Genomic DNA, 21,837 nt, shown 5'->3' on the forward strand with positions numbered 1-21,837 from the left:
ACCTCCTCAGGTGAGCTTGCGGATCGCCTTCTCGATCAGCCCGAGGTTCGCGGGACTGGTGGCGTACAGCAGCGGGTCCGGTGCCGGCGCCGTTGCCTTGCCGCCCAACGCTTCCGGGTCCATCACGTAGGAGAACTCGTGCACGCCGTCCGGTGCCGTGCCGGACGCCCAGCCGCCCTCGGCGCCCGCGGGCCCGTCGGAGTTGTGCCAGATCGTGCCCGCGTGCTCGGCGTACTCCTCGTCGAACAACGCGCTCGGCGAGATCGGGCCTTCGAGGCCGTCCTCCTGCAACTCCTCGATCGCGGCGAGCCACATGTTCTGGTGCGCTGTGTCGCGGGCGAGGTTGAACTTCAGCATGTCCCGCACACCGGTGTCGTCGGTCATGTTGTACAGCCGTGCGGTCTGCAACCTGCCTTGCGCCTCCGCAGCGACGTTCGCGCGGAAGTCGGCCATGAGGTTGCCGCTCGCGACGATGAACCGGCCGTTCCACGGCACGCCGTTGCTGTCCGAGAGCGTCGGCCCGCCGCCGCTGACGATCGCCTGCTGCGGGTCCATGCCGCCGATCACCGCCGCGATGACCGGGTCGTCGGCCACCGCCTGGGCGGTCACCTCGGACGGCGCGTTGTCGAGCAGCCGCGCCACCATCGTCGCGATCATCTCGACGTGGCCGATCTCCTCGGTGGCCACGTCCATGATCAGGTCCTTGTACTTGCCCTCCATCCGGCAGTTCCAGCCCTGGAACAGGTACTGCATGGTCACGGTCATCTCGCCGTACGCGCCGCCGATCAGCTCCTGGAGCTTGCGGGCGTAGTGCGCGTCCGGGCGGTCGGGCTTCGCCTCGAACTGCAACCTGCTGGTGTGCAGGAACATCTCGCCTCCCTGGCTCGGGAGAACCGACGCTAGGCAGCGCCCGTGACCCGGACGGCGCGCGTTCACCACGCCCGCGCCACGCCCGCGTCACCGCCGCTGGTCAGGACGGAGCAATTTCTGCGCGAGGGTGTGTGAGGCCGCAACGACCGGGCACTCAGGCCGCTATGACGCGGTTGCACATCCAGCTGCTCGGCGGCTTCCGGTTGGACTGCGGCCCAACGCCGATCCACGTGGTGCCCGGCGCGCGCAGGCTGCTCGCGATGCTGGCGTTGCGCGACGCCCCGATCCCCCGGCCGGTCGCCGCCACGCTGCTCTGGCCGGACACGAGTGCCCGAAGAGCCGGTGCCTGCCTGCGGTCGTCGTTGTGGCGCCTGGTGAAACCTGAAACACCACTGGTCATCGTCACCGAGGACACGCTCGTGCTCGGCGCGGACGTCGAGGTCGACTTCCGGCGTGCGTGCGCGTTCGCCGCCGCGCCGGGTGCCAGTCCGGAGGCCGTCGGGATGCTCAAGGCAGACCTGCTGCCTGGCTGGTGGCAACCGTGGGTGCAGGCCGAGCGCGACTGGTGGCGCCAGGCCCGGTTGCGCGCGCTGGAGACGCTCAGCTCCCGGTTCCGGTCCTGCGGAGATCATCACCACGCGTACCAGGCCGCGCTCGCCGCCGTGCAGACCGACCCGTTGCGAGAGAGCGCGCACCGCACACTCGTCGAGCTGCATCTGGCCGACGGCAACCCGGCGCAGGCCGTGCGCCAGTACCAGAGCTACCGCACGCGGCTGCACGCTGAGCTGGGCATGGAGCCGTCGCCGCACATTCACGAGCTCGTGCGACCTTTGCTGCGGTGATGTTCGAACAGCCTCCGTTCGGGCTACTCCCCCGGCATGGACCACAGCAGAGCACCGGTGCTGGAAGCGTTGCAGGAGTTCCGCTCGCGCGGCTACGTGCCGTTCACGCCGCCGGGCCACCGGCAGGGCAGGGGCGTCGACCCCAGGGTGCTCGACGTGCTCGGGCGCGAGGTGTTCGAGGCGGACGTGATCGCGTTGAACGGCCTCGACGACCGGCTGATGAGCGGCGGCGTGATCGAGCACGCCCAGGAGCTGATGGCGGACGCGGTCCACGCCTCACACGCCTTCTTCTCCACGTGCGGCAGCTCGTTGTCGGTCAAGAGCGCCATGCTGTCGGTGGCCGGGCCGCACGAGAAGCTGATCGTGCCTCGGCACGCGCACAAGTCCGTGGTGTCCGGGCTGATTCTCAGCGGCGTCTGTCCAGTGTGGATCAGTCCGCAGTGGGACGCGGAACGGCATCTGGCGCACCCGCCTTCTGCTGATCAGGTGCGAGAGATTTTCGAGGCCGAGCCGGAAGCCAAGGGCATGCTGCTGGTCACGCCGACCGACTACGGCACGTGCGGTGACATCCAGGCGATCGCCGAGGTGTGTCACTCGTTCGGCAAGCCGTTGATCGTCGACGAGGCGTGGGGCGCGCATCTGCCGTTCCACTCCGACCTGCCGCCTTGGGGCATGGACGCGGACGCCGACGTGGTCGTGACGAGCGTGCACAAGTCCGGCGCCGCGGTCGAACAGAGCTCGGTGTTCCACCTGCAGGGCTCGCTGGTCGACCCCGCGGTGCTGAAGGGCCGGGAGGACCTGCTCGGCACGACCAGCCCGACCTCGCTCGTCTACGCGACCCTCGACGGCTGGCGCCGGCACATGGTGCAGCAGGGCGAGGCCATGCTGACCGCCGTGCTGGCGCTGGCCGAGTCGACCCGTGCCGCGATCGATTCGCTGCCCGGGCTGCACGTGATGGAGTTCGACGACCTGGTGCACTCGTTCGACCCGCTGAAGATCGTGATCGACGTGTCCGGGCTGCACATCAGCGGCTATCAGGCGACCGACTGGCTGCGCGAGCACCAGCGCGTCACCCTGGGCCTGTCGGACCACCGGCGCGTCGTCGCCCAGCTCACCCACGCCGACGACCACCGCACCGCCACCAAGCTGGTCGAGGCGTTGCAGGCGCTGCTCGCCGCCGACCTGCCCGCCCCGAAGCCCGTCGACCTGCCGTCGCCGGACGAGTTGCAGCTGGAGACGGCGATGCTGCCACGCGACGCGTTCTTCGCCGAGGTGGAGCAGGTGCCGGCGGGCCAGGCGGCCGGGCGGATCTCGGCTGAGATGATCACGCCGTATCCGCCTGGGGCGTCGGCGATCCTGCCTGGCGAGGTGATCACGGACGAGGTGCTGGACTACGTGCGGAGCGGGCTCGCCGCGGGGATGCAGCTGCCGGATCCGGCCGATTCGGACCTCGAGTCGGTGCGGGTGGTCAGCTCCCGCGCTCAGGCCCGCAGCTAGCGCGTGTTTTATCAGCGGGCAGCCATTCGTTGAGTGCTTCTTCGCCCTGCTGACGTTCTGAACTACGTGTCCCGCGTGCGGTCGCCGGTGATACGGGCGGCCTCACGTGCCACGATCTCGACACGATCGTGGAACTCGGACCACCCGTCGGGAAGGTTGCTGACCGTTGGGTGGTAGCCGGCGCGGCCATCGATGAGCTCGCGGACGATGTCGGCGTGACCGGCGTGCCGGCAGGTCTCGGTGATCATGTGGACGAGCATCCACTGCAAGGTCACGTCGCGCATGCCTTCGGGAAAGTGGGGCACCTTGCCGGGTGAGTCGAGATCGAGTGCCGCGATGGTGGCGTCAGCGTGCTCCCACGACCGTTTGTACTGCGCGATGATGTCCTCGCGGGTCTCCTCGGGGCGGGCGAGGAAGTCCTCTGATTGAGTGCGGTCGACCAGCCACTCCCCCGCGTGGGCGGGTCGGTCGAACACTTCGCCGAAGTAGCCGAACTCGTTGCCCGTCAGGTGTTTCACCAGTCCGAGCAGATTCGTTCCGGTCGGGGTGAGCGGCCGGCGCGCGTCGTACTCGGACAGGCCGTCGAGTTTCCACACCAGGACGTCGCGCACCTGCTGCAAGTACAGGTGCAGATAGGTTTTCGGATCCACGTCCCGACCCTAAAAATCCGGTACCGCCGGGGTCTTGGACACGCGTGCCGTCTCGATCGACGATGCGTGCCACGTGGTTGGATGGCCGGATGGACTCGGTACGCGGCTCGGTTCGGCTGGACACCGAACGGTTCGGTGTCGACGCCTTCCGCGACAGCTGGGAAGCGCAGGTCGGCGACGGTTTCACGTTGCCCGCGTTCCACCACGAAGCCACTGCCGGAGCCGTCGTTCGTGGTCTCGCCTCCCGCGTCGGGGACTCAGTCATCACGAACTTCGAAACCGCCACGCGCGTACGGGTCGATTCCGCGTTTCCCGACATTGGCGAACTGCGGCTCTACGTGGTGCATCGTGGCGCCTACATCCTCAGACGTGAACGCGACACGACAGCTGTCGACGCCGGCCAGTTCCTGCTGAGCCGCTCGACCGGGTTGACCGGCTACGACGTCGCCGCGGGCACCACCGCCCAGGTGATCGGGCTGCCCGCCGGGGCGCTGGGTTTGTTCGCCGACGGCACGCAAGCGACCGGCCCGGCCGCCGCCGCGGAAGTTCGTGTGCTGCTGGCACACACGAGTGTTGTCCACGCGACACTCGGCGACCTCAGCGATGGCGGCGTCCACGCCAGCCGCAACGCGTTGGTGGAGCTGGTCCGCGGGGTTTTGCACGGGTATCTCGACGGCGCCGAACCCGGCCTGGCCGGCCCGCTGGTCCACGCGGCCGGCAACCTCGCCGATCAACTGCTCACCGACCCGGACCTGACACCAGCGCTGCTGGCGCGCCACCTCAAGGTCTCGCTGCGAACGTTGCACCGGGCCTTCGCGTCAACCGGCGAGCCCGTCGCGGCGTACATCCGCCGACGTCGCCTCGAGCAGGCGCGCCACGCGCTCCTCTCGCCGTCCCACCCCACGGTTTCGGAGATCGCGGCACACTGGCAGTTCGCCGACAGCAGCCACTTCATCCGGATGTTTCGTCGCTACTACGGCCAGACACCGGCCCAGTTTGCCCGCGATCACCATCACTGAGCGTTTTTCAACCTGGGCAGATCGGGTCTCGACATGGTGCAGGACGAGGATGGCCTGCACGATCGTGGTCGTCCGGGACGGGCTGCAGCGCAGTTTGGCGAGCAGTTCCACGTTTTGACATCCCACCAGGGCGCCCGGCCATCGCGGACGGGACTTCGACACAGGCCCCAGGTCAGGTGCCGCGGCCCGTCTTCTCCTGCAACCGGTCGATGAGCTGCGACGCCTCCACCTTGGTGAGGTCGCCCGGCACCTCCTCGCCCGCTTCCTGGGCGAGTGTGTGCAGGTAGGACTCCTGCGGCCCGGTCATCGGCTCGTCACCGGTGGTCCAGTCGCGCGGATCCTTCTCCGGTGTGCGGTTCACGACAATCCCCTTTCATCCGAACACGCGTTCGAATACCCGGGACCGCCGTGCACCAATCACCCGTGCAGCATCACGTCACCAGGAGTGGACGGACGTGGCAGCACCGGGCGCGGCACGCGGGCCAGCAGGCGGTGGGCGACGGTCAGCAGGGTTCGCGCCTCCATCCGCTCGCCGTAGCCGAGGTGCTCGTCGGCGGCTTCCACGCAAGCCATGACCTGGGGCGGCGGCACGGCGTCGGTCGCGATGCAGTCGGCCACCGCCTCGCTCAAAGCCTTGCGGGCGTCGTCGGCCTCGATGTTGGTGAGGGCAGTGCAGACGGCGTTGTCCAGCTTCTCCAACGCGGTCACGCGGACCTGTTGCAGTGACATGTCGTCGAGCGTCATCGTTTCGCCTCCACAGCCGAGTCAGCGCGCCGACTGCTTGACGCAGAGCGTGGAGGTACCCGGTTCGAGCGCCCTCAAACCAGGGTTTTACCGGCGGAAGCTACCGTGTCGGGATGCTTGGCGTGAACAACGCGCGGAGGTGGATCTCCGAGCTGTCCGACCGGATCGGGATGGCGGGGTGGACGGCGCTCGCCGTCACGCCCGCGCTGCTCGCCGAGGTCGACCAGCACGGTGCCGCGGTGCGCGACATCCTGCTGTTCGGTGTGGAAGGTGCGGGCACGGTGGCGGCGGTCGTGCTGCTCGCCTCGTACGCCCAAGGGCTGCTGGAGCACGAGACGGACTGGACTCCCACGTCGTGGCTCGGTGTCCGGTTGATGGCGGTCTGCCAGCTGGCGCACGCACACGACACCAGGCCGCTGTCCAACGAGCTCGCGTGAGAAACGAGGCGCACCCCGAAGGATGCGCCTCGTTCCGCGAAATCAACGATCTTCTGGCCGCCGAGCACCGAGCACCGGGTCCTCGACGGGAACCTCACGCGTCACGGTCTCCGTCTCCGTGCGGGCGCGGACCGCGTCCTCACGGCCGCGCTGGTACGCCTCGGCCTGAGCCTGGGCCTGCGGCAGCTCCTGCTCCGCGCGTCCCAGCCAGCCTTCCCACCGCTGCTGCATCGGCCGGATCAGGCCGCCGCCCACGCCGACGACGAGGATGCCGCCGACCGTCGCGAGCACCGCGATCAGCACCGGAGTGGTCACCGTGGTGGCGACGCCGATCTGGTTCAGCGCCGCGATGATGCCCAACGCCCAGATGAAGACGGACGCGATGTTCGCCAGCACGTTGCCGTAGGACAGGCCACCCAAAGCGCTGGCGATGAAGTCCTTGACCGCACGGGCGATCGCCGCGGCCACCACGACGATGATGATCGCGACCGCGGCCTTGGGCAGCCACGCCACGATGCCCGTCAACAGCTCCGAAACGGGGTTGGGTCCCCACACGCCGAACGCGATCTGCAACGTGATCAGCAGCAGCGCGTAGTAGACGAGTTTTGCGAGCAGATCAGAGGCGTCGTACTTGCTCCGAGAGAGCATCTGCCGGATGCCCCCGCGCTCCACGAGCCGGTCGAAGCCGACCCGTTCGAGCACCTTGTCGACCAGTTTGGCCACCGCCTTGGCGACGAACCAGCCGATCAGCAAGATCAGCAGGAAGGCCGCCAGCTTGGGCAGGAACGTCGCGACCGCCCGCCAGGCATCGGTCAGCCCTTGTCCGAAGTCCACGTCGAACTCCCTTCGCACGGGCGCCCGACCGGGTCACCCGCACCAGGCAATACCCGGTGCGGGTGACCTTCACACGGATCTCACGACACAGGTCGCAGTTCGCGGTCGCTCGCCACCAGGTGTTCCCAGGTTCGTCCGCGCTGACTGGGAGGCGCCGACCCGTCCGCGGTGCACACCGGGTACACCAGGCCGAAGGGAACAGGCTGATCGAACTCGTCACCGGTGCGAACGTCGACAAGGCGACGCAGGTGTGCCATCACAACCACACTCCTCCCGGACGGGGACCTGGGTTTGGGATCACCGAATACCCCGCGAGCAGCGCGGACATGCGGCCTGCCGTTGCGACATCAGGGTGAACCGACTGTCCAATGTGGACTAACTCGCTGAGATCGTCAGCGTGAACGTGCCGTCGTGCGGGACCGTGAGGATGTGCATTCGGCGCCCTGGATAGGCAATCGTCGACGCCGGCCGCAACGCGGGATCCAGTTGCTGAGCCCAGTCGAACCGCAACGTGACCCGTCCACGCCTCAACGTGAGCCCGCGCGAGTCCAGCGCAACGACGTCGGAATCCTTCACCACCAACGGAATCTGCTCGGTCGCGGCCGAACTGGCCCGCACCGACCGCACGATCCGATCACCAACGGTCACCTCGGTCACGACCGAGCCGGAAGGCGTCCGGTACCGGAACCGGTACGGCTCGCCACCGAGGAACTCGGCCTGCTGCGGCCCGTTCGAGTCCGGCGCCTGACCGGGGAACACCGTCGCCCAGCACGCGTGGTTGTTGTTGTTCATGGACTGCACGACCGTGCCGGCGACCGGGTGCCACAGGAACGTGAGCCCGGTGCGCGCCAACGAGGTCGCCCGCCGTGCCCCGAAGTACCCGCCGAGGTAGAACCGCGGCCGCCGCACGAACAGGAAGTCCTGCCCCTGATCGCTGCGCCGCTCGGTGAAGCGCGCCTGCTGGTACGGCAACCGCGCGATCGCCGCCGTCCGTTCCGCACGACTCGGGTACCGCTCGCCGTAGATCGCGTGCGCGAGGATGCGCGGCGACGTGTCCGGCTTGACCAACGCCGGCACCGGTGCCGGATCGGCGGCCCACGCGGCCCGTGCCGCGGCCAGATCCTCCCGGCTGGACACGAACGCGGCCAGGTCCGGCGCCACCGGAACGAACTGGTTGTTCAACGCCGTCCGTTCGGGATCCGGCCGGACGTCGGCGTAGAACCGGGACGACGTGCGCGAGTTCGGCGCGATGTTCGCGAACCACCCGGACCCGTCCGGTTCGCGCAGCAGGTTGTAGCCGAGCCAGTCCGTGTACTTCCGGGCCATGGCAACGAGATTGGCGTCCTCGGACTGCCGCCACGCGTCGGCCAGCTCCGGCAGCATCACCTCGAAGTTGTAGTTGGTGTCCGCACCGGACTCCTCGTAGAAGAAGCCGGCCGGACTCTGCCCGGTCGCCGCGAGCCGCGCGAACGCCTCGGTCAAACGCTGCCGCAGCACGGCGTCCGGGTCCTGCTTCAACGCGAGCGCGGCACCAGCGAGGCCGGAGGAAGTCTGGTTCGCCCACGTGAGCGGCCGCTGCCAGACGACGTTGTTCCCGGGGTCGAGGAACCACGTCATCGCCCGCCGCAGTGATGCCGTGATCTGCCCCTGCCGCTGTGGCAGCACACCGGCCCGGCGCAGCAGCGCGTTCGTCTTGCTCAGGTATCCCATGGCGAACCCGGTCGCCGCCAGCGAGTGCTGGGTCGCGGAGTACTCCGGCCACGAACCGTCGGCGTGCTGCAGCCCGAGGTAGTGGCCGAGCCCCGCGTCCAGCGCGGCGATCACCTGCGCGTTGCCGCGATACGGGTTCCACGACCGGGATTGCGTCGCGAACCACGCCAGCGTGTAGACGTGTTCCTGGACGCGGGCGTTGTACGGGGCGTTGGGGCTGCGCCACCAGCCACCGCCGAAGAAGCCGCTGGAGTCCATGTCGGCGACCATCGGCGAGACGGCCATCAGGTACTGCGCGAACCGCTGCTCGTCGGGCGCGAACGAGCGGCGGTTCGGCGTGACGGGCGGCGGTGCGGGCAGCGCGAGTGCCGGCGACGGCAGGGCGGTGAGCAGTCCGATCGCGGTGGCACCGGTGATCAGGCTGCGACGGCTGAATGCGTTCACTGGCCTACCTCCTAGGGGGAGACTCTCGGGACCCTCGCCCGTGCAGCTGCGGCCCGTCAAGATGCTAATTCGAATTACTACAGGGTTGACGGCGTACGGGGTGCTGACGCAGACTCCCTGCCAATTCGAATTGGCAGGTGCTCATGGCCAAGCGGCTCACCCAGCAGGACATCGCCCGGATGGCAGGCGTCAGCCAGGCCACGGTGTCGCTGGTGCTCAACAACCGGCAGGACGGCGGCGTCCGCATCGCGCCGGAGACCCGCGCACGGGTGCTGGAGGTGATCCGCAGGACCGGCTACGTCGCCAACCCGATCGCCCGCAGGCTGCACGACCAGCGCAACCGCATCCTCGGCGTGTTCACCTACGAGGCGGTCTTCCCGAGCACGCGCGCCGACTTCTACCAGCCGTTCCTCGAGGGCATCGAGGAACAGGCCGAGGAGGCCGGCTGCGACCTGCTGCTGTTCACCAGCGCCAAGGCGGCCGGTGGCCGGCGGCGGATCTTCAGCGACGACAGCAGGATCCGCCTCGCCGACGGCTGCGTGCTGCTCGGTCGCACCGTCGACCGCGACGACCTCGCGCAGCTGCTGACCGAGGGGATTCCGTTCGTGTCGATCGGGCGGCGGGACGACGCCGGTGGCGCGGTGCCGCACGTCGGCGCCGACTACCCGGCGGCGGTCCGCGATCTGGTCGACCGCGCGGTTGCGTTGGGCCACCGCAAGTTCGCTTACGCGGGTGCCGGCAAGGGTGCGGAGTCGTCGGCCGACCGGCTGCGCGGGTTTCGTGAAGCGGTTGCCGCACATGGTGTCGACGGCGTCCACGTGCCGTTCACCGGCCTGGATCCGCTGCTCGGTGCGGGGATCACGGCTGTGCTCGCCGAGGAGGTCTCCGATGGTGCGGCGCTCGTCCTCGCCGCTCGCGAGCGCGGCCTGTCGGTACCTGGTGATCTTTCGGTGCTCACGCTCGGCGCCGCTACCCGACCTGCCCCTCAGGACCTCGACCTCACCGGTTTCCGCATTCCCCGCCGGGAGATGGGGCGCCGGGCGGTGCAGGCGCTGACCGAGGTGATCGAGCACGGCACCACACCCCGAGAGCTGCTGACCTGCGAGTTCGTCGCGGGTTCGACGCTGGGTTGATCAGGAGGAAACCCTTGCAGGACAACGCAGACGCCGTCATCGTCGGCGGCGGGCTCGGAGGTGTCGCCGCCGCGCTGGCACTCCTGCGCGCGGGTCGCCGCGTGGTGCTCGCCGAGGAGTTCGAGTGGCTCGGCGGGCAGCTGACCAGCCAGGCCGTGCCACCCGACGAGCACAGTTGGGTGGAGCGGTTCGGTGTCACCGCGAGCTACCGGGCGCTCAGAGACGGCATCCGCGACTACTACCGCCGCCACTACCCGCTGACCCCGCGCGCACGGGCGTGGCGAGAGCTCAACCCCGGCGCGGGCAACGTGAGCAGGCTCTGCCACGAACCGCGCGTCGCCGTGGCGGTGATCGAAGAGATGCTCGCGCCGTATCGCGGCAGCGGCAAGCTCACCGTGCTGCAGCCCGCCAGGCCGGTCGAGGCGCGCACGGACGGCGACCGGATCGTGTCGGTCACCGTGGAGCACGACGGCGAGCAGATCGAGCTTTCTGCGCCGTACGTCCTGGACGCGACGGAGACCGGCGAGCTGCTCCCGTTGTCCGGCACCGAGTACGTGACCGGCTTCGAGTCCACACTGGACACCGGGGAGCCCAGCGCGCCGGAAGCGGCGCAGCCGGCCAACATGCAGGCGATGTCGGTGTGCTTCGCGATCGACCACGTCGACGGCGACCACACGATCGACCGGCCCGCACGGTACGGCTTCTGGCGCGACTACCAGCCGGACTACTGGGGCGACCGAATGTTGTCGTTCCGCTCCCCCGATCCGCGCACGCTCACCATCGCCGAGCGCACCTTCACGCCCAACCCCGACGATGACCCGCACAGCGTCGTCTCCGACCAGCGGCTGAGCGCGGGCGACAGCAACCTGTGGACGTTCCGCCGCATCGCCGCCCGGCGCAACTTCGTCGACGGCGCCTACGCGAGCGACATCTGCCTGGTGAACTGGCCGATGATCGACTACTTCGAGTCGCCGGTGATCGACGTGCCGGACGCTCAGGACCACATCGCGAAAGCGCGCGAGCTCTCCAAATCCGTCCTCCACTGGCTGCAGACCGAGGCACCACGCCCGGACGGCGGCACGGGATTTCCGGGTCTGCGGCTGCGCGGGGACGTCACCGGCAGCGCGGACGGTCTGGCGCAGGCGCCCTACATCCGCGAGTCCCGGCGGATCAGGGCCGAGTACACGATCGTCGAGCAGGACCTCTCGCTCGCCGTGCGCGGCGACAAGGGCGCCGTGCAGCACGCCGACGCTGTGGGTGTCGGCATGTACCGCATCGATTTGCACCCGTCGACCGGCGGCGACAACTACCTCGACGTCGCGAGCTGCCCGTTCGAGATCCCGCTCGGGGCGCTCATCCCGCAACGGGTCGAGAACCTCCTGCCCGCGGGCAAGAACATCGGCACCACCCACATCACCAACGGTTCCCACCGGCTGCACCCGGTCGAGTGGAACGTCGGCGAGGTCGCGGGCGCGCTCGCGGACTTCTGCCTGGCGCACCGAGTCACCCCTCGCGCGGTGCGCAACACCCCCGGCCTGCTCGCGGACTTCCAGCACCGGCTGGGCCGCGACGGGGTCGAGCTCCGCTGGCCGGACGTGTCCGGTTACTAGCCCAGGGAGACAACGATGTCCAGGCTGCTAGCACTCATCCTCGCCGGGCTGCTCGCGGTGACCGCGTGCAGCGGATCCGCCGCGTCCGGCCCGAAGTCGCTGCGCATGACCGTGTGGACCGCCAACGAGGCGCATCTCAAGCTGCTCAACGAGATCGCCGCCGAGTACAAGGCTGCGCACCCGGACGTCACCGAGATCAAGTTCGACTCGATCCCGGCCGACGGCTACACCACCACGCTCACCACCCAGATCGCCGGCGGCAACGCGCCGGACCTGGCGTGGATCCTGGAGGAGTCCGCACCGGACTTCGTCTCCTCCGGCGCGCTCGCCCCGATCAAGGGCAAGATCGAGAAGGCCGACGAGCTCACGCCGTCCGCAACCAAGCTGTGGGAGAAGGACGGCGAGCTCTACGCGTACCCGTTCTCCACCTCGCCGTTCGGGCTCTTCGTGAACACCAGCCTGGTCAAGGACGTGCCGGCGCGGTGGACGTGGGACCAGGCGATCGCGGCCTCCGCTGCCGGCAAAGGCCTCGTGCTGCCGGACTTCAAGTACCAGAACTGGGCGGTGCTCTCGGCGATCTGGCGCGGCTGGGGCGCCAACGCGTGGAGCGAGGACGGCCGGTCGTGCGGGTTTTCGAGTGCTGAGATGAAGGACGCGATGTCGTTCGTCCACAAGGCGATCTTCACCGACAAGGCGATTCCCGGCCCTGGCACGACCGTGGACTTCTTCGCGGGCAACGCCGCGATGGCCATCAGCCAGATCTCGCGCGCGGGGGCGTTGAAGGACGCCAAGTTCACCTGGACGCTCATGCCGCTGCCGTCCGGGCCGAAGGGCGACTACGCGGTGATCGGCCAGGCCGGTGTCGGCGTCCTGAAGCGGTCGAAGAACGCCGAGGCGGCCGCGGACTTCCTGGGTTTCTTCACCAACGAGGCCAACTCCGCCAAGCTCGCGCAGTTCTTCCCGTCCGTGCGGTCGTCGTTGCTCAACGCCCAGACCCTGGCCAAGAGCAACCCGCTGATCCGGCCGGAGCAGCTGCAGTCGGTCGTGGTCGAGGGCATCAGCAAGGGCGTGGTGAAGCCGAGCCACCAGGGCCAGGAGGAGCTGAACCAGACGATCCGCGCGGCGCTGGACCCGCTGTGGAAGCCGGATGCTCAGGTGGGCGCGGTCCTCGACGACGTCTGCACGAAGATCAAGCCGTTGTTGGAGCGCAAGTGACGTTCTGGACGTACCGCAGGCGCGACAACCTGGTCGGCTACCTGTTCGTCGCGCCCGCGTTGTTCGGCAGCCTCACGTTCGTGCTCATCCCGCTGGCGTTGGTGGGCTGGTACAGCCTCAACGAGTGGAACGTGCTCGGCGGCACGTTCGAGTTCATCGGCGCCGAGAACTACCAGCAACTGTTGAGCGACGAGAAGCTGCGGGACTCTCTCGTCGCCACCGCCTGGTTCGCCGCTGGTCTGGTGGTGCTGAACCTGTCGCTGGCGTTGCTGCTCGCCGTGCTGCTGAACCAGAAACTCCGCGGCACCACCGTGTTCCGGACGTTGTTCTTCTCCCCCGTCCTGGTGTCGCTGGTGGCGTGGACCCTGGTCTGGCAACTGGTGCTGCAACCGGAGGGCAGCGTGAACGGCCTGCTCGGGTTCTTCGGCGTCGACGGCCCGAACTGGCTGCGCGGCGACTCGACCGCGATGATCTCGGTGATCGTCGTGCAGGTCATCAAGAACGTCGGCCTGAACATGGTGCTGTTCCTCGCGGCGCTGCAAGGCGTGCCCGCGCCGCTGTACGAGGCGGCGAAGATCGACGGCGCCGGTGTGTGGACCCGCTTCCGCCGCATCACGATCCCGTTGATCAGCCCCACCATCCTGCTGACGTCGATCATCACGATCGTCGGCTCGTTGCAGGTGTTCGCGCAGATCGCCGTGCTCACCCAGGGCGGCCCCGGCACGTCCACCACCGTATTGATCTACTACCTCTACCAGCAGGCGTTCCAGTTCCACCACTTCGGCTACGGCGCGACGCTCTCGGTGCTGCTGTTCGTCATCGTCGCCGCGTTGACCCTGCTGCAGTGGCAGATGCGCCGGAAGTGGGTGCTGCATGAGCGGTGACGTCAACAAGCGAAAGGTGGCGCTCTACGGACTTCTCTGCCTGCTGTGCGTGCCGTTCGTGTTCCCGACGTGGTGGATGGTCACCTCGTCGATGAAGCCGATCAGCGAGATCTTCTCCGAGTCGCTGCTGCCGTCGGACTGGACGTTCTCCACCTACGAGCAGGTGTTCCGGATGCAGCCGTTCGGGCAGCAGTACTGGAACAGCCTCTACATCGCGGTGGTCGTCACGATCGGCACGATGGCCGTGGCGGCGCTGGCCGGCTACGCGTTCGCGCGCATCCGCTTCCCCGGCCAGAACGTGCTGTTCGTGGTGGTGCTGACGGGCCTGCTCATCCCGAGCGAGGTGACGATCGTGCCGCTGTTCCAGCTCTTCCAGTCGCTCGGCCTCACCAACACGCACTGGCCGCTGATCATCGTGCCGATCTTCGGGGCCCCGTGCGTGCTGGCGATCTTCATCATGCGCCAGTTCTTCATCGCGCTGCCGCCGGAACTGGAGGAGGCCGCGCGGATGGACGGGCTCGGGCGCGCCGGCATCTTCTACCGGGTGGCGCTGCCGCTGGCCAGGCCCGCTTTGGGTGCGGTCGCGATCTTCACGTTCCTGCACTCGTGGAACCTCTACCTGGAGCCGATCGTGTATCTGTCCACACCGGACATGTTCACGCTGCCGCAGGCGCTCACCCAGTTCGTGGACATCTACGGCGGTCCGATGTGGAACGTCCAGCTCGCCGCCGCCACGATGACCGCCGTGCCGATCCTTGTGGTGTTCGTGCTGGCGCAGCGGCAGTTCATCGAAGGTCTGGCGCACACCGGCGTGAAGGGGTGACCGCTTCACTGGTGCAACGGCGTGACCGTGGCGTCCGGCTGGTCGTTGCGCACCAGCGCCTGCAACGGCAGTTCGGCGCTGCCACTCGCGTTGGTCTCGAGGTGCCGCAACATGATCCCCTCGCGCAACGCCCACGGACACACCCGCAGCCGCTCCACCCCGAGCGCGCTCATCGTGGCGTGCGCGACGACCGCCCCGGCCAGGATCTGCCGAGCTCTGGGTTGCGACACACCCCGCAACCGCGCCCGCTGCGCCGCCGACATCCGCGCCAGCCGCGGAATCCAGTCGCGGACGTCGTTCATCGTCAGCACACGGCGCACGAACGGGCCCTCGCGCTGCGGTGGCGCACCGGCCAACCGGGCCAGCTGCTTGAACGTCTTGGACGTGGCGACCACGTTGCGCGGCACGCTCTCCCAGCGCAGCCGGTCGACCACCTCGCTCAACGTCTCGCGCACGTACCGGCGCAGCGCCCTGACCTCCGACCGCTTCGGCGGATCGTGCGCCAGCATCGCGCGCGTCAGCCGCCCGGCGCCCAGAGGCATTCACAACGCCAGGTCCGGGTCGGCGTCCCGGCCAGTGCGATCTCCATCGAGCCGCCGCCGATGTCGAACAGCAGCAACCGGCCGGCGGACCAGCCGTACCAGCGGTGCGCCGCCAGGTACGTCAGCCTGGCCTCCTGCTCACCGTCGAGGAACTGCGGCCGGATCCCGACGACCCGCTGGATGCGGTCGACGACCTCCTCGCGGTTCGTGGCGTCGCGCACCGCGGAGGTCGCGAACGGATACAGCTGGTCGACACCGTGTCAGCTGGCGGTGGTCACGGCGTCCCCCACCGCCCTGACCACCCGTTCGACGCCGTCGTCGCTGATGGACCCGTCCGGCAGGATCTCCTCGCCGAGCAGCGTGGGTTACTTCACCGCGTGCGCGGGCAACGGCGGCGCACCCCGCCGCACGTCCACGATCTGCAGCTGCGCGGAGTTCGATCCGATGTCGAGCACACCTAATCGCATGCATCGCGCATACCCGCTCGGGGTCCCGCCAACACTGCGGGACCCCGAGCGGCTACTTGTAGCGCGGATGCGTGGTGTGCCATTCGAAGCCGCCGCCCATCCAGGCCTTGGTGCCCTTCAGGAACCGGTGCAGCTCCACCGACGGAACCGCCAGCAGCGCCTTGTGCCCGGCCTCGAAGTCGCGCACCAGCTGGTTGTGCAGCTCCACGGTCCGGGCAGTGGCCTCGGCGATCGAGCACTCCCGGTCCGCCGCGATCTGCAGCACCATGTTGCACACCGGTTTCTCGTCGGCGGCGTCCTTCTCCACCGACACCAGGTCGTTGACCATCACCGACGCCGTGCCCGCGGCGGTCAGCAGTTGCCGCACGCGCGGGTCGTAGTACAGCGGCGCGGGCAGCTCGTAGCCGCCGACCGCGTCGATCAGCGTCATCGACGTGTAGAAGGTGTCGTGCTGCCTGGTCGCGAGGTACTGCCAGGCCGGCGGGTAGTTGCCGGTGTGCCGCCACGCCGCGTAGGCGCTCCACGACACGAACATCGCGAACGTCGAGTAGCAGACCCGTTGCACCACAGTGGGTGTGCTGCGTGACGACAGGTGCGCGATGCCCGACCGCAGGCCCACCAGCACCGGGTCGGCGGCCAGGACCTCCTCCAGTTCCTCGGTGAACTCGGCGGCGGGCGCCACCGGGTCCATCGCGGCCATGGCCAGTGCCAGCCGCGGTGGCAGCTCGGCCGGGATCGCGCCCATCTCCGTGCTGTCGGCGTACAGGTCGTCGGCCGCCCACCACGCCGCGTTGAGCTTCGCGGCGATCAGCAGCTGTTCGACGTCGTCGGTGTCCACGTGGGTGAGCACGGCGAGACGGCCGAACTTGCCGCCCAGGAACCGTTCCGGCTCCTCGAAACCGCACCCCTCCGCCCACCCGACGAGCCGCTCGTCGACCGCGGCGGCCAGCAGGTCGTCCTCGCGCTCCACCACCGGGACGTAAAGAGCGGGCGCCGTGCCGTCACCCCACGGACGTTCCGCGTAGCCGGGCACCGGTGGCAGGTCGACGGCCTCGGGCCGCCCGAGCCGGGCAGCAGAAGTGCCCAGCCCGGACGGCCCGGAAAGCAGGTTGCTCATCAGACGCGGTCCGCCGCGATCAAGAGGTAGTGGAACGAGCCCTCTTTGTACGCGGTGAGGAACGGGTCCTCGATGCCGGTCGCGACCGACGACTTCGCGCGCAGCTCCCAGTACGGGATGGTGTCCGGCGTCAGGTCGACCACGCTGATCGGCACGAACCCGTTGTCCGCCAGGGCCTTGAAGTACTCGCTGCGCGGGTGGATGTTGCAGATGTAGTGCTGGTCGATCTGGCTGACCGCGCGCGAACGGCCGCCGGTCAGGTCGTTGTAGCAGCCGGTGATGCAGACGTACCGGCCGCCGGGCGCGATCAGCCGCGCGAACTCGCCGTACAGCTGCTGGAGGTCCACGTACATCGTGGTCTCGTTGGTCCAGATGCCGTTCAACGAGCCGGTCTCGAAGCCGGTGTCGAGCATGTTCTTGAAGTGGAACCGGACCTGGTCCGCGACACCGCGTTCGACGGCCTGGTTGTTCGCGAACGCCACCTGCTGCTCGGAGATGCTCACGCCGTCGACCCGGCAGCCGAACCGGGCGTTGGCCATGAAGCTCGTGCCGCCGCGGCCGGAACCGCCGTCCATCAGGTGGCCGCCGATCGGGATGTCGGCGAAGGCGTCGAGCAGCACCTCGGCCTGCGCGGTCTCCAACCGGTGCATCTCGGCGATGATCGCGTCGTCGCCCATCTCCAGCACGGCCGGGTCGTACGCACCTAGTCCGTAGTGGTGGTGGTAAAGACCGTCGACCTCACCGAGCTTGATGTTGACCGGGTCCTTCTCCTTGTTCCAGTAGTCCGCGACGGAACGCTGGTAGTCGGTGCGCAGAACCGGCTTCACAGTGGGGCTCGCCATGATCCTGTGGTGCTCCTGTTCGTTGGAACGCTCACTGCCGAACAGCAACCGACCTTTGCAGCCTTTGGCCCAGGCGGCGATCCGCCGATCAGGGGTTGGTTCGGACACGAACGGGTGCGCCGGAGGGTGCATCAGGGTGCTCTCCCTGCCCCGCACTACCCCGCCGATACCCCCACTTTCGTGCGTTCTCTGCGTCCATCCGGATGACAGAAGAGGCAAGATTCCATGCCACAGGGAAGAAGTCCCGGCACTCCGGCCCGCGGCACGGGCAGGCCCACCTTGGTGTCCGAACGGGCAACAATCCGTCAGTGAAAACCATTTCAGGATTCCCTTTTTCAAGAATGTGAATGTTTGACACATATGCAACCTTCGACTACAAAGAAATGGCCCCGCCCTGCCGAACGAGGGTTGTCAATGATGCGAACCTCCACCTCTCTGCTAACCCTGCTCTTAATCGGTTCACTCGCCGTTCCGGCAACCACTGCGACTGCCGCACCTGCGCTGACCGGATTAGATGTCTCTTCAGGAAACCGGCGTTCACCTATTTCCGGCCTGTACGACTGGTCGAAAGCGGGGTATCGCGGCAATGGCGTGCTACCCGGAAACAATGAGCTGAACCCGAGCGCGAGTTGTCAGATCACGGCTGCCGAACTCGCCTCGCAGTTCAACGTCAAGCCGAATGACTCGGCCGACGACACCGCCGGGCTGCAGGCCGCCGTCGACTCGATCCGGACGCAGTGCTCGCCGAGCGCGAGCTATTCGAAGCTGAGCCTCATCACCCTGCCGGCCGGTGAGCTCAGGGTGTCGAAGGAGGTCCACGTCGACGCCGACTACCTGATCATCAGGGGTGCCGGCGCCACCACCACCAGGGTCGTCTACTCCCCTGACGCCACCACCCGTTACGACGCGCTCACGCCGGACGGGTCGGACTGGGACGAGGACGGGATGACGTTCGGGCAGGGCAAGGGCGGCTGGCTGTGGCCGGGCCGCGGCCTGTTCCGGGTGCAGTCGCGCGGCGTGCACACCAGCTACGCGAGCGACTACGCCTCGGCGCCGGAGAACCGCAAGGACATCTTCGAGGGCACGATCAACGTGCACTGGAAGGCGGGCGCGAAGGTCAAGGTCGCCGCGAAGGCCGGTGACCGGATCATCCAGGTCCAGTCCGTCACGAACATCAAGGCGGGCACGCTGGTCAACGTCCGCGCCGCCAACTCGGTCAAGTTCTACGAGCAGCAGTTCGCGACCGGAACGACGTATCCCTTGCTGAACATGCACATGCGCCAGCAGATCTTCACCGTCACCTCGGTCTCCGGCACGACGGTCACGCTCGACAAGCCGCTGGAGTTCGACGTGCCGGTCAACTCCACCTCGGACGGTTCACCGGCGATCGGCGGGGCGACCTACGACTCCAAGGTGTCGCCGCTGGTGGACCCGGTCCTCGGCGTCGGGTTCGAGAACTTCGGCTTCACGCAGGCGATGCCGAACCTCGACCCCGCCGAGGCCGTCAACAACTACGGCAACATGGCTCCGGCCGACGAGATGCACGGCATCGTCTTCAAGTGGGCGGCGAACTCGTGGGTGAAGGGCATCCGCGCGGACATGACCGGGTCGCACCCGATCGTCACCGAGGAGGCCAAGAACCTGCAGATCGTCGACAACCACCTCGACGGCTCGTGGAACAAGGGCAAGGGCGGCAACGGCTACTTCCGCGGCTCGCGGGTGTGGGACTCGCTCTACGCCGGCAACACCTCGCGCAACCTGCGGCACTTCACCTTTCAATGGTCCGCGTCCGGCAACGTCGTGGTGGGCAACGACTTCGACTCCGACCTGAACCTGCACGGCGGCTGGGAGCGCAACAACCTGTTCGAGCTCAACACGGTGCGCGTCTCCTACGCCCATCGCTCGGGCAACTGCCGCGCGAACTGCGGTGAGGAAGGCGGCGGCGGGCCCGACGACTCGAACTGGTTCCCGATCTGGTGGGGCGCCGGGAAGAAGGCCGTGAAGTGGTCAGGTGCCACCGGGCCGCGCAACGTCTTCTTCAACAACGAGATGACCAAGCAACTGTCCACCGGCGGCGCTTACGAGCCGTACTACCCGGACCGCCAGCGGATCTACCAGTTCGGCTGGAACGGCAGCGCGTACCAGCACCTCGACGTCGACGGCACGGCCATCGCGGACTGGGCGAAGAACGAGCAGCGCGACTACACCGGCGGTCACGGCGTGGACGCCACTCGCACGGACTCGGCCCGGTCGCTCTTCCTCAAGACCGTTCCCGGCACTCCCGTCGAGGAGACGCCGGCAACCGTGACGACCGCGGAACAGCTGAAGGCCGCACTGGCCAACGCGAAACCCGGCGAGACGATCACGCTGGCACCCGGCACGTACCGCGGCTCGTTCGTGACCACGAAGGCGGGCACGGCGAGCGCGCCGATCACGCTCGCCGGCCCGTCGACCGCCGTGCTGATCAACGACGGCCCGTCCGGCACGGCACCGCCCTGCCCGGTGCCGACCGCGGGCTGGGACTCGGGCTACGGCCTGTGGCTGTTCAACGCGCCCCACTGGAACCTCACGGGGTTCAGCGCCACGGAGTCCAAGAAGGGCGTCGTCCTCGACAACTCCCACCACGTCACGATCGACGGCGTGCGGGTGAGCAGGACCGACGAGGAGGGCGTGCACTTCCGGCGCTCGTCCGCGGACGGCGTCATCAAGAACTCCACGATCACCGACGCCGGCCTGGTGCAGCAGGGGTACGGCGAGGGCGTCTACATCGGATCGGCGAACTCGAACTGGGCCTGCCACGGCAACTCCGCACGGCGCAGATGGCTCGCATGCGACGCGAACGAGGTCAGGTCAGCGGCGTGAACGTTGGCGCGCCCCGCCAAGGTGTTGTCCGGCCGAGCGCGAACCCAGCTCCCTCGGCGGTGGCGTACTTGAGCAGCAGCGAGCTGAAGGAGAGTCCTGCGTGCAGCTGATATCCGAGCACGTCCGGGTCTGCCAGCACTGTTCCCCAGCTGTCGGGGTTGTCTGGCTGGAGCGGTACCCAGCCACAGGTCCAGCCGTCGGCCGTCCATCCCCACGGGATCATGCCGTCCGGCTCGGGGATCACCGGGACGCACAGCTGTGGTGGACGTACCGGGTTGGCCACTGCCTTGCGGTACGTCCGTTCGATCAGTGCGGGGATCTCTTCTGGGCTCACCACGGTGATGTCGCAGAACGTGCCGCGCCCGTAGATCTCCATGAAGGCCCGGTAGTCCGCGGGCAGTTCTCCGCCCAACTGCTGCTGCAAGGTCACCCAGTCGATCGACCGCCGTGGCGCGGTGGGAGGTACGAGTTCGGCCAGCGCTGCACTGGCGTCATACGGCTGCTCATCGACGAACCCTGCCGGAACCCACACCGGAGTGGACGGCGCTGCAGCGGGTTCAGCCTGCGGTGTCGGCGCGAAGTTGGGCTCACCGCCGAGGTCGATGTCGTACGGAGCACCATCGAAGCGTCCGGACACGACGTCGTCCAGAAAACCGCAGACAGGGCCCTCGTGGTTCGCCCAGTGCTCGAACTCCGGATGTGCCACCACGATCGGCCATTTGTCCGGATCATCACCTTCGGTGAGCCAGAACAACAAACCGTCACGATGCGACACACCCCACGGCAGCAGGCCACCGGGCTCAGGGAAGATCGGGTATGGGAACCGGCCTGGCTCGTCCTGGCGCCAGGCGCGCATGTCCTCCAGGCGGTACTCGTAGTAGCCGAGGTACTCGGTGGGCGGCGAGTTCACTGCGCCAGGTCGGATGAGTTCGACGAAGCCCTGGAAGGTCCCTTCGGGGAAGATCTCCACGAGCGCCTTGTAGTCGTTGGGCAGCGTCAGCCCGATGGATGACTCGACCGCTGCCCAGTCGTAGTGGTTCACAGGCCCGCCCTTGACGCCGAGACGCGCCGCGAGGTCCTCGGCACAACCCATCAGAACCGCTCCTTCTCGTCGTTGCACCGGCCAACCTACGCGACCAGGTGTGCCTCGGCATTCGGCCGAGGCACACCTGGTGTCAGCTATCTGTTTAGGATCGTTTGGTTGATCACTGAGGTTCACCCCGAACGGTGGACAGGGGCTTAAGAAGTTCAGGCAGCCGCTCGGAGTGACTTCTCATAGTCGTCGGGACTGAGCA

Annotated in this window: 21 protein-coding genes; 10 read left to right on the forward strand and 11 right to left on the reverse strand. The window is 68.1% G+C overall.

Features of this window, described 5'->3' with window-relative positions:
* Positions 1-6: 6 nt before the first annotated feature.
* Positions 7-870, reverse strand: a complete 864-nt coding sequence (locus tag DI276_RS31390) for a manganese catalase family protein (RefSeq protein WP_112270072.1) — start codon at positions 868-870, stop codon at positions 7-9.
* Between the two features lie 164 nt (positions 871-1,034).
* On the opposite strand from DI276_RS31390, the gene DI276_RS31395 reads away from it, so the two are divergent.
* Together DI276_RS31395 and DI276_RS31400 are read left to right on the forward strand one after the other, a co-directional pair.
* Positions 1,035-1,712: an AfsR/SARP family transcriptional regulator gene (locus DI276_RS31395; RefSeq protein ID WP_112270074.1), complete on the forward strand. Its 678-nt coding sequence runs from the start codon at positions 1,035-1,037 to the stop codon at positions 1,710-1,712.
* A 36-nt stretch (positions 1,713-1,748) separates the two neighbouring features.
* The gene (locus tag DI276_RS31400) at positions 1,749-3,209 is read left to right on the forward strand and encodes an aminotransferase class I/II-fold pyridoxal phosphate-dependent enzyme (RefSeq protein WP_112270076.1); all 1,461 of its coding nucleotides are present in this window, start codon (positions 1,749-1,751) and stop codon (positions 3,207-3,209) included.
* A gap of 62 nt (positions 3,210-3,271) precedes the next feature.
* Here the strand turns inward: DI276_RS31400 and DI276_RS31405 are convergent, their stop codons facing one another.
* Positions 3,272-3,859 carry a DinB family protein gene (locus DI276_RS31405; RefSeq protein WP_112270078.1) on the reverse strand — a complete coding sequence of 196 codons (588 nt, stop codon included), beginning with the start codon at positions 3,857-3,859 and terminating at the stop codon, positions 3,272-3,274.
* Between the two features lie 188 nt (positions 3,860-4,047).
* Here DI276_RS31405 and DI276_RS31410 point away from each other — a divergent pair, with 188 nt between their 5' ends.
* Positions 4,048-4,878: a helix-turn-helix transcriptional regulator gene (locus DI276_RS31410; protein WP_198681027.1), complete on the forward strand. Its 831-nt coding sequence runs from the start codon at positions 4,048-4,050 to the stop codon at positions 4,876-4,878.
* Positions 4,879-5,050: 172 nt separating this feature from the next.
* Here the strand turns inward: DI276_RS31410 and DI276_RS31420 are convergent, their stop codons facing one another.
* Together DI276_RS31420 and DI276_RS31425 are read right to left on the reverse strand one after the other, a co-directional pair.
* Positions 5,051-5,239: a DUF3072 domain-containing protein gene (locus tag DI276_RS31420; protein ID WP_112270083.1), complete on the reverse strand. Its 189-nt coding sequence runs from the start codon at positions 5,237-5,239 to the stop codon at positions 5,051-5,053.
* Between the two features lie 56 nt (positions 5,240-5,295).
* Positions 5,296-5,622, reverse strand: a complete 327-nt coding sequence (locus tag DI276_RS31425) for a hypothetical protein (protein WP_112270085.1) — start codon at positions 5,620-5,622, stop codon at positions 5,296-5,298.
* A 113-nt stretch (positions 5,623-5,735) separates the two neighbouring features.
* Between DI276_RS31425 and DI276_RS31430 the strand changes: the two genes are divergently transcribed.
* Complete coding sequence (locus DI276_RS31430) at positions 5,736-6,059, forward strand: DUF6401 family natural product biosynthesis protein (protein ID WP_112270087.1); 324 nt, start codon at positions 5,736-5,738, stop codon at positions 6,057-6,059.
* Between the two features lie 42 nt (positions 6,060-6,101).
* On the opposite strand, the gene DI276_RS31435 is transcribed toward DI276_RS31430, so the two are convergent.
* On the reverse strand, positions 6,102-6,893 hold the full coding sequence (locus tag DI276_RS31435) for a mechanosensitive ion channel family protein (protein ID WP_112270110.1): 792 nt from the start codon (positions 6,891-6,893) through the stop codon (positions 6,102-6,104).
* A 375-nt stretch (positions 6,894-7,268) separates the two neighbouring features.
* Complete coding sequence (locus DI276_RS31440; RefSeq protein WP_112270089.1) at positions 7,269-9,047, reverse strand: hypothetical protein; 1,779 nt, start codon at positions 9,045-9,047, stop codon at positions 7,269-7,271.
* Between the two features lie 143 nt (positions 9,048-9,190).
* On the opposite strand from DI276_RS31440, the gene DI276_RS31445 reads away from it, so the two are divergent.
* Genes DI276_RS31445 through DI276_RS31465 form a run of 5 tightly spaced genes read left to right on the forward strand, consistent with a single transcriptional unit; the run spans position 9,191 to position 14,712 of the window.
* Positions 9,191-10,180, forward strand: coding sequence for a LacI family DNA-binding transcriptional regulator (locus tag DI276_RS31445; protein WP_112270091.1), 990 nt, complete (start codon positions 9,191-9,193; stop codon positions 10,178-10,180).
* 14 nt (positions 10,181-10,194) lie between these two features.
* A complete protein-coding gene (locus DI276_RS31450) occupies positions 10,195-11,790 on the forward strand; it encodes an FAD-dependent oxidoreductase (protein WP_112270093.1) in 1,596 nt (531 codons plus the stop codon).
* A 15-nt stretch (positions 11,791-11,805) separates the two neighbouring features.
* Positions 11,806-13,005, forward strand: coding sequence for an ABC transporter substrate-binding protein (locus DI276_RS31455; protein WP_112270095.1), 1,200 nt, complete (start codon positions 11,806-11,808; stop codon positions 13,003-13,005).
* Positions 13,002-13,889, forward strand: a complete 888-nt coding sequence (locus DI276_RS31460) for a carbohydrate ABC transporter permease (RefSeq protein ID WP_232837051.1) — start codon at positions 13,002-13,004, stop codon at positions 13,887-13,889. Before DI276_RS31455 ends, DI276_RS31460 begins: the two co-directional genes overlap by 4 nt.
* On the forward strand, positions 13,879-14,712 hold the full coding sequence (locus DI276_RS31465; protein ID WP_112270098.1) for a carbohydrate ABC transporter permease: 834 nt from the start codon (positions 13,879-13,881) through the stop codon (positions 14,710-14,712). Before DI276_RS31460 ends, DI276_RS31465 begins: the two co-directional genes overlap by 11 nt.
* Before the next feature lie 5 nt (positions 14,713-14,717).
* On the opposite strand, the gene DI276_RS53290 is transcribed toward DI276_RS31465, so the two are convergent.
* The 4 genes from DI276_RS53290 to DI276_RS31480 form a co-directional block, all read right to left on the reverse strand.
* Positions 14,718-15,254, reverse strand: coding sequence for a Ppx/GppA phosphatase family protein (locus tag DI276_RS53290; RefSeq protein ID WP_332874722.1), 537 nt, complete (start codon positions 15,252-15,254; stop codon positions 14,718-14,720).
* Positions 15,230-15,475 carry a Ppx/GppA phosphatase family protein gene (locus DI276_RS53295; protein WP_332874723.1) on the reverse strand — a complete coding sequence of 82 codons (246 nt, stop codon included), beginning with the start codon at positions 15,473-15,475 and terminating at the stop codon, positions 15,230-15,232. The genes DI276_RS53290 and DI276_RS53295 overlap by 25 nt, the downstream gene beginning before the upstream one ends.
* 298 nt (positions 15,476-15,773) lie before the next feature.
* A complete protein-coding gene (locus DI276_RS31475; RefSeq protein ID WP_112270100.1) occupies positions 15,774-16,838 on the reverse strand; it encodes a family 2 encapsulin nanocompartment cargo protein terpene cyclase in 1,065 nt (354 codons plus the stop codon).
* On the reverse strand, positions 16,838-17,680 hold the full coding sequence (locus DI276_RS31480; protein WP_112270114.1) for a geranyl diphosphate 2-C-methyltransferase: 843 nt from the start codon (positions 17,678-17,680) through the stop codon (positions 16,838-16,840). Before DI276_RS31480 ends, DI276_RS31475 begins: the two co-directional genes overlap by 1 nt.
* Before the next feature lie 591 nt (positions 17,681-18,271).
* On the opposite strand from DI276_RS31480, the gene DI276_RS52515 reads away from it, so the two are divergent.
* Complete coding sequence (locus tag DI276_RS52515; RefSeq protein ID WP_232837052.1) at positions 18,272-20,542, forward strand: right-handed parallel beta-helix repeat-containing protein; 2,271 nt, start codon at positions 18,272-18,274, stop codon at positions 20,540-20,542.
* Here DI276_RS52515 and DI276_RS31490 read toward each other — a convergent pair.
* The gene (locus DI276_RS31490; protein WP_112270102.1) at positions 20,526-21,635 is read right to left on the reverse strand and encodes an SMI1/KNR4 family protein; all 1,110 of its coding nucleotides are present in this window, start codon (positions 21,633-21,635) and stop codon (positions 20,526-20,528) included. The two genes, DI276_RS52515 and DI276_RS31490, sit on opposite strands and share 17 nt — an antisense overlap.
* Positions 21,636-21,837: the final 202 nt, after the last annotated feature.

It is taken from the genome of Lentzea terrae, assembly GCF_003265345.1.
GTDB lineage: Bacteria > Actinomycetota > Actinomycetes > Mycobacteriales > Pseudonocardiaceae > Lentzea > Lentzea terrae.

Excerpts from the sequence above, each read along its gene's own strand:
- DI276_RS31390 (WP_112270072.1), bottom strand. The coding sequence starts at position 870 with ATGTTCCTGCACACCAGCAGGTTGCAGTTCGAGGCGAAGCCCGACCGC.
- DI276_RS31395 (WP_112270074.1), top strand. The coding sequence starts at position 1,035 with ATGACGCGGTTGCACATCCAGCTGCTCGGCGGCTTCCGGTTGGACTGC.
- DI276_RS31400 (WP_112270076.1), top strand. The coding sequence starts at position 1,749 with ATGGACCACAGCAGAGCACCGGTGCTGGAAGCGTTGCAGGAGTTCCGC.
- DI276_RS31425 (WP_112270085.1), bottom strand. The coding sequence starts at position 5,622 with ATGACGCTCGACGACATGTCACTGCAACAGGTCCGCGTGACCGCGTTG.
- DI276_RS31430 (WP_112270087.1), top strand. The coding sequence starts at position 5,736 with ATGCTTGGCGTGAACAACGCGCGGAGGTGGATCTCCGAGCTGTCCGAC.
- DI276_RS31445 (WP_112270091.1), top strand. The coding sequence starts at position 9,191 with ATGGCCAAGCGGCTCACCCAGCAGGACATCGCCCGGATGGCAGGCGTC.
- DI276_RS31455 (WP_112270095.1), top strand. The coding sequence starts at position 11,806 with ATGTCCAGGCTGCTAGCACTCATCCTCGCCGGGCTGCTCGCGGTGACC.
- DI276_RS31465 (WP_112270098.1), top strand. The coding sequence starts at position 13,879 with ATGAGCGGTGACGTCAACAAGCGAAAGGTGGCGCTCTACGGACTTCTC.
- DI276_RS53290 (WP_332874722.1), bottom strand. The coding sequence starts at position 15,254 with ATGCCTCTGGGCGCCGGGCGGCTGACGCGCGCGATGCTGGCGCACGAT.
- DI276_RS31475 (WP_112270100.1), bottom strand. The coding sequence starts at position 16,838 with ATGAGCAACCTGCTTTCCGGGCCGTCCGGGCTGGGCACTTCTGCTGCC.
- DI276_RS31480 (WP_112270114.1), bottom strand. The coding sequence starts at position 17,680 with ATGGCGAGCCCCACTGTGAAGCCGGTTCTGCGCACCGACTACCAGCGT.
- DI276_RS31490 (WP_112270102.1), bottom strand. The coding sequence starts at position 21,635 with ATGGGTTGTGCCGAGGACCTCGCGGCGCGTCTCGGCGTCAAGGGCGGG.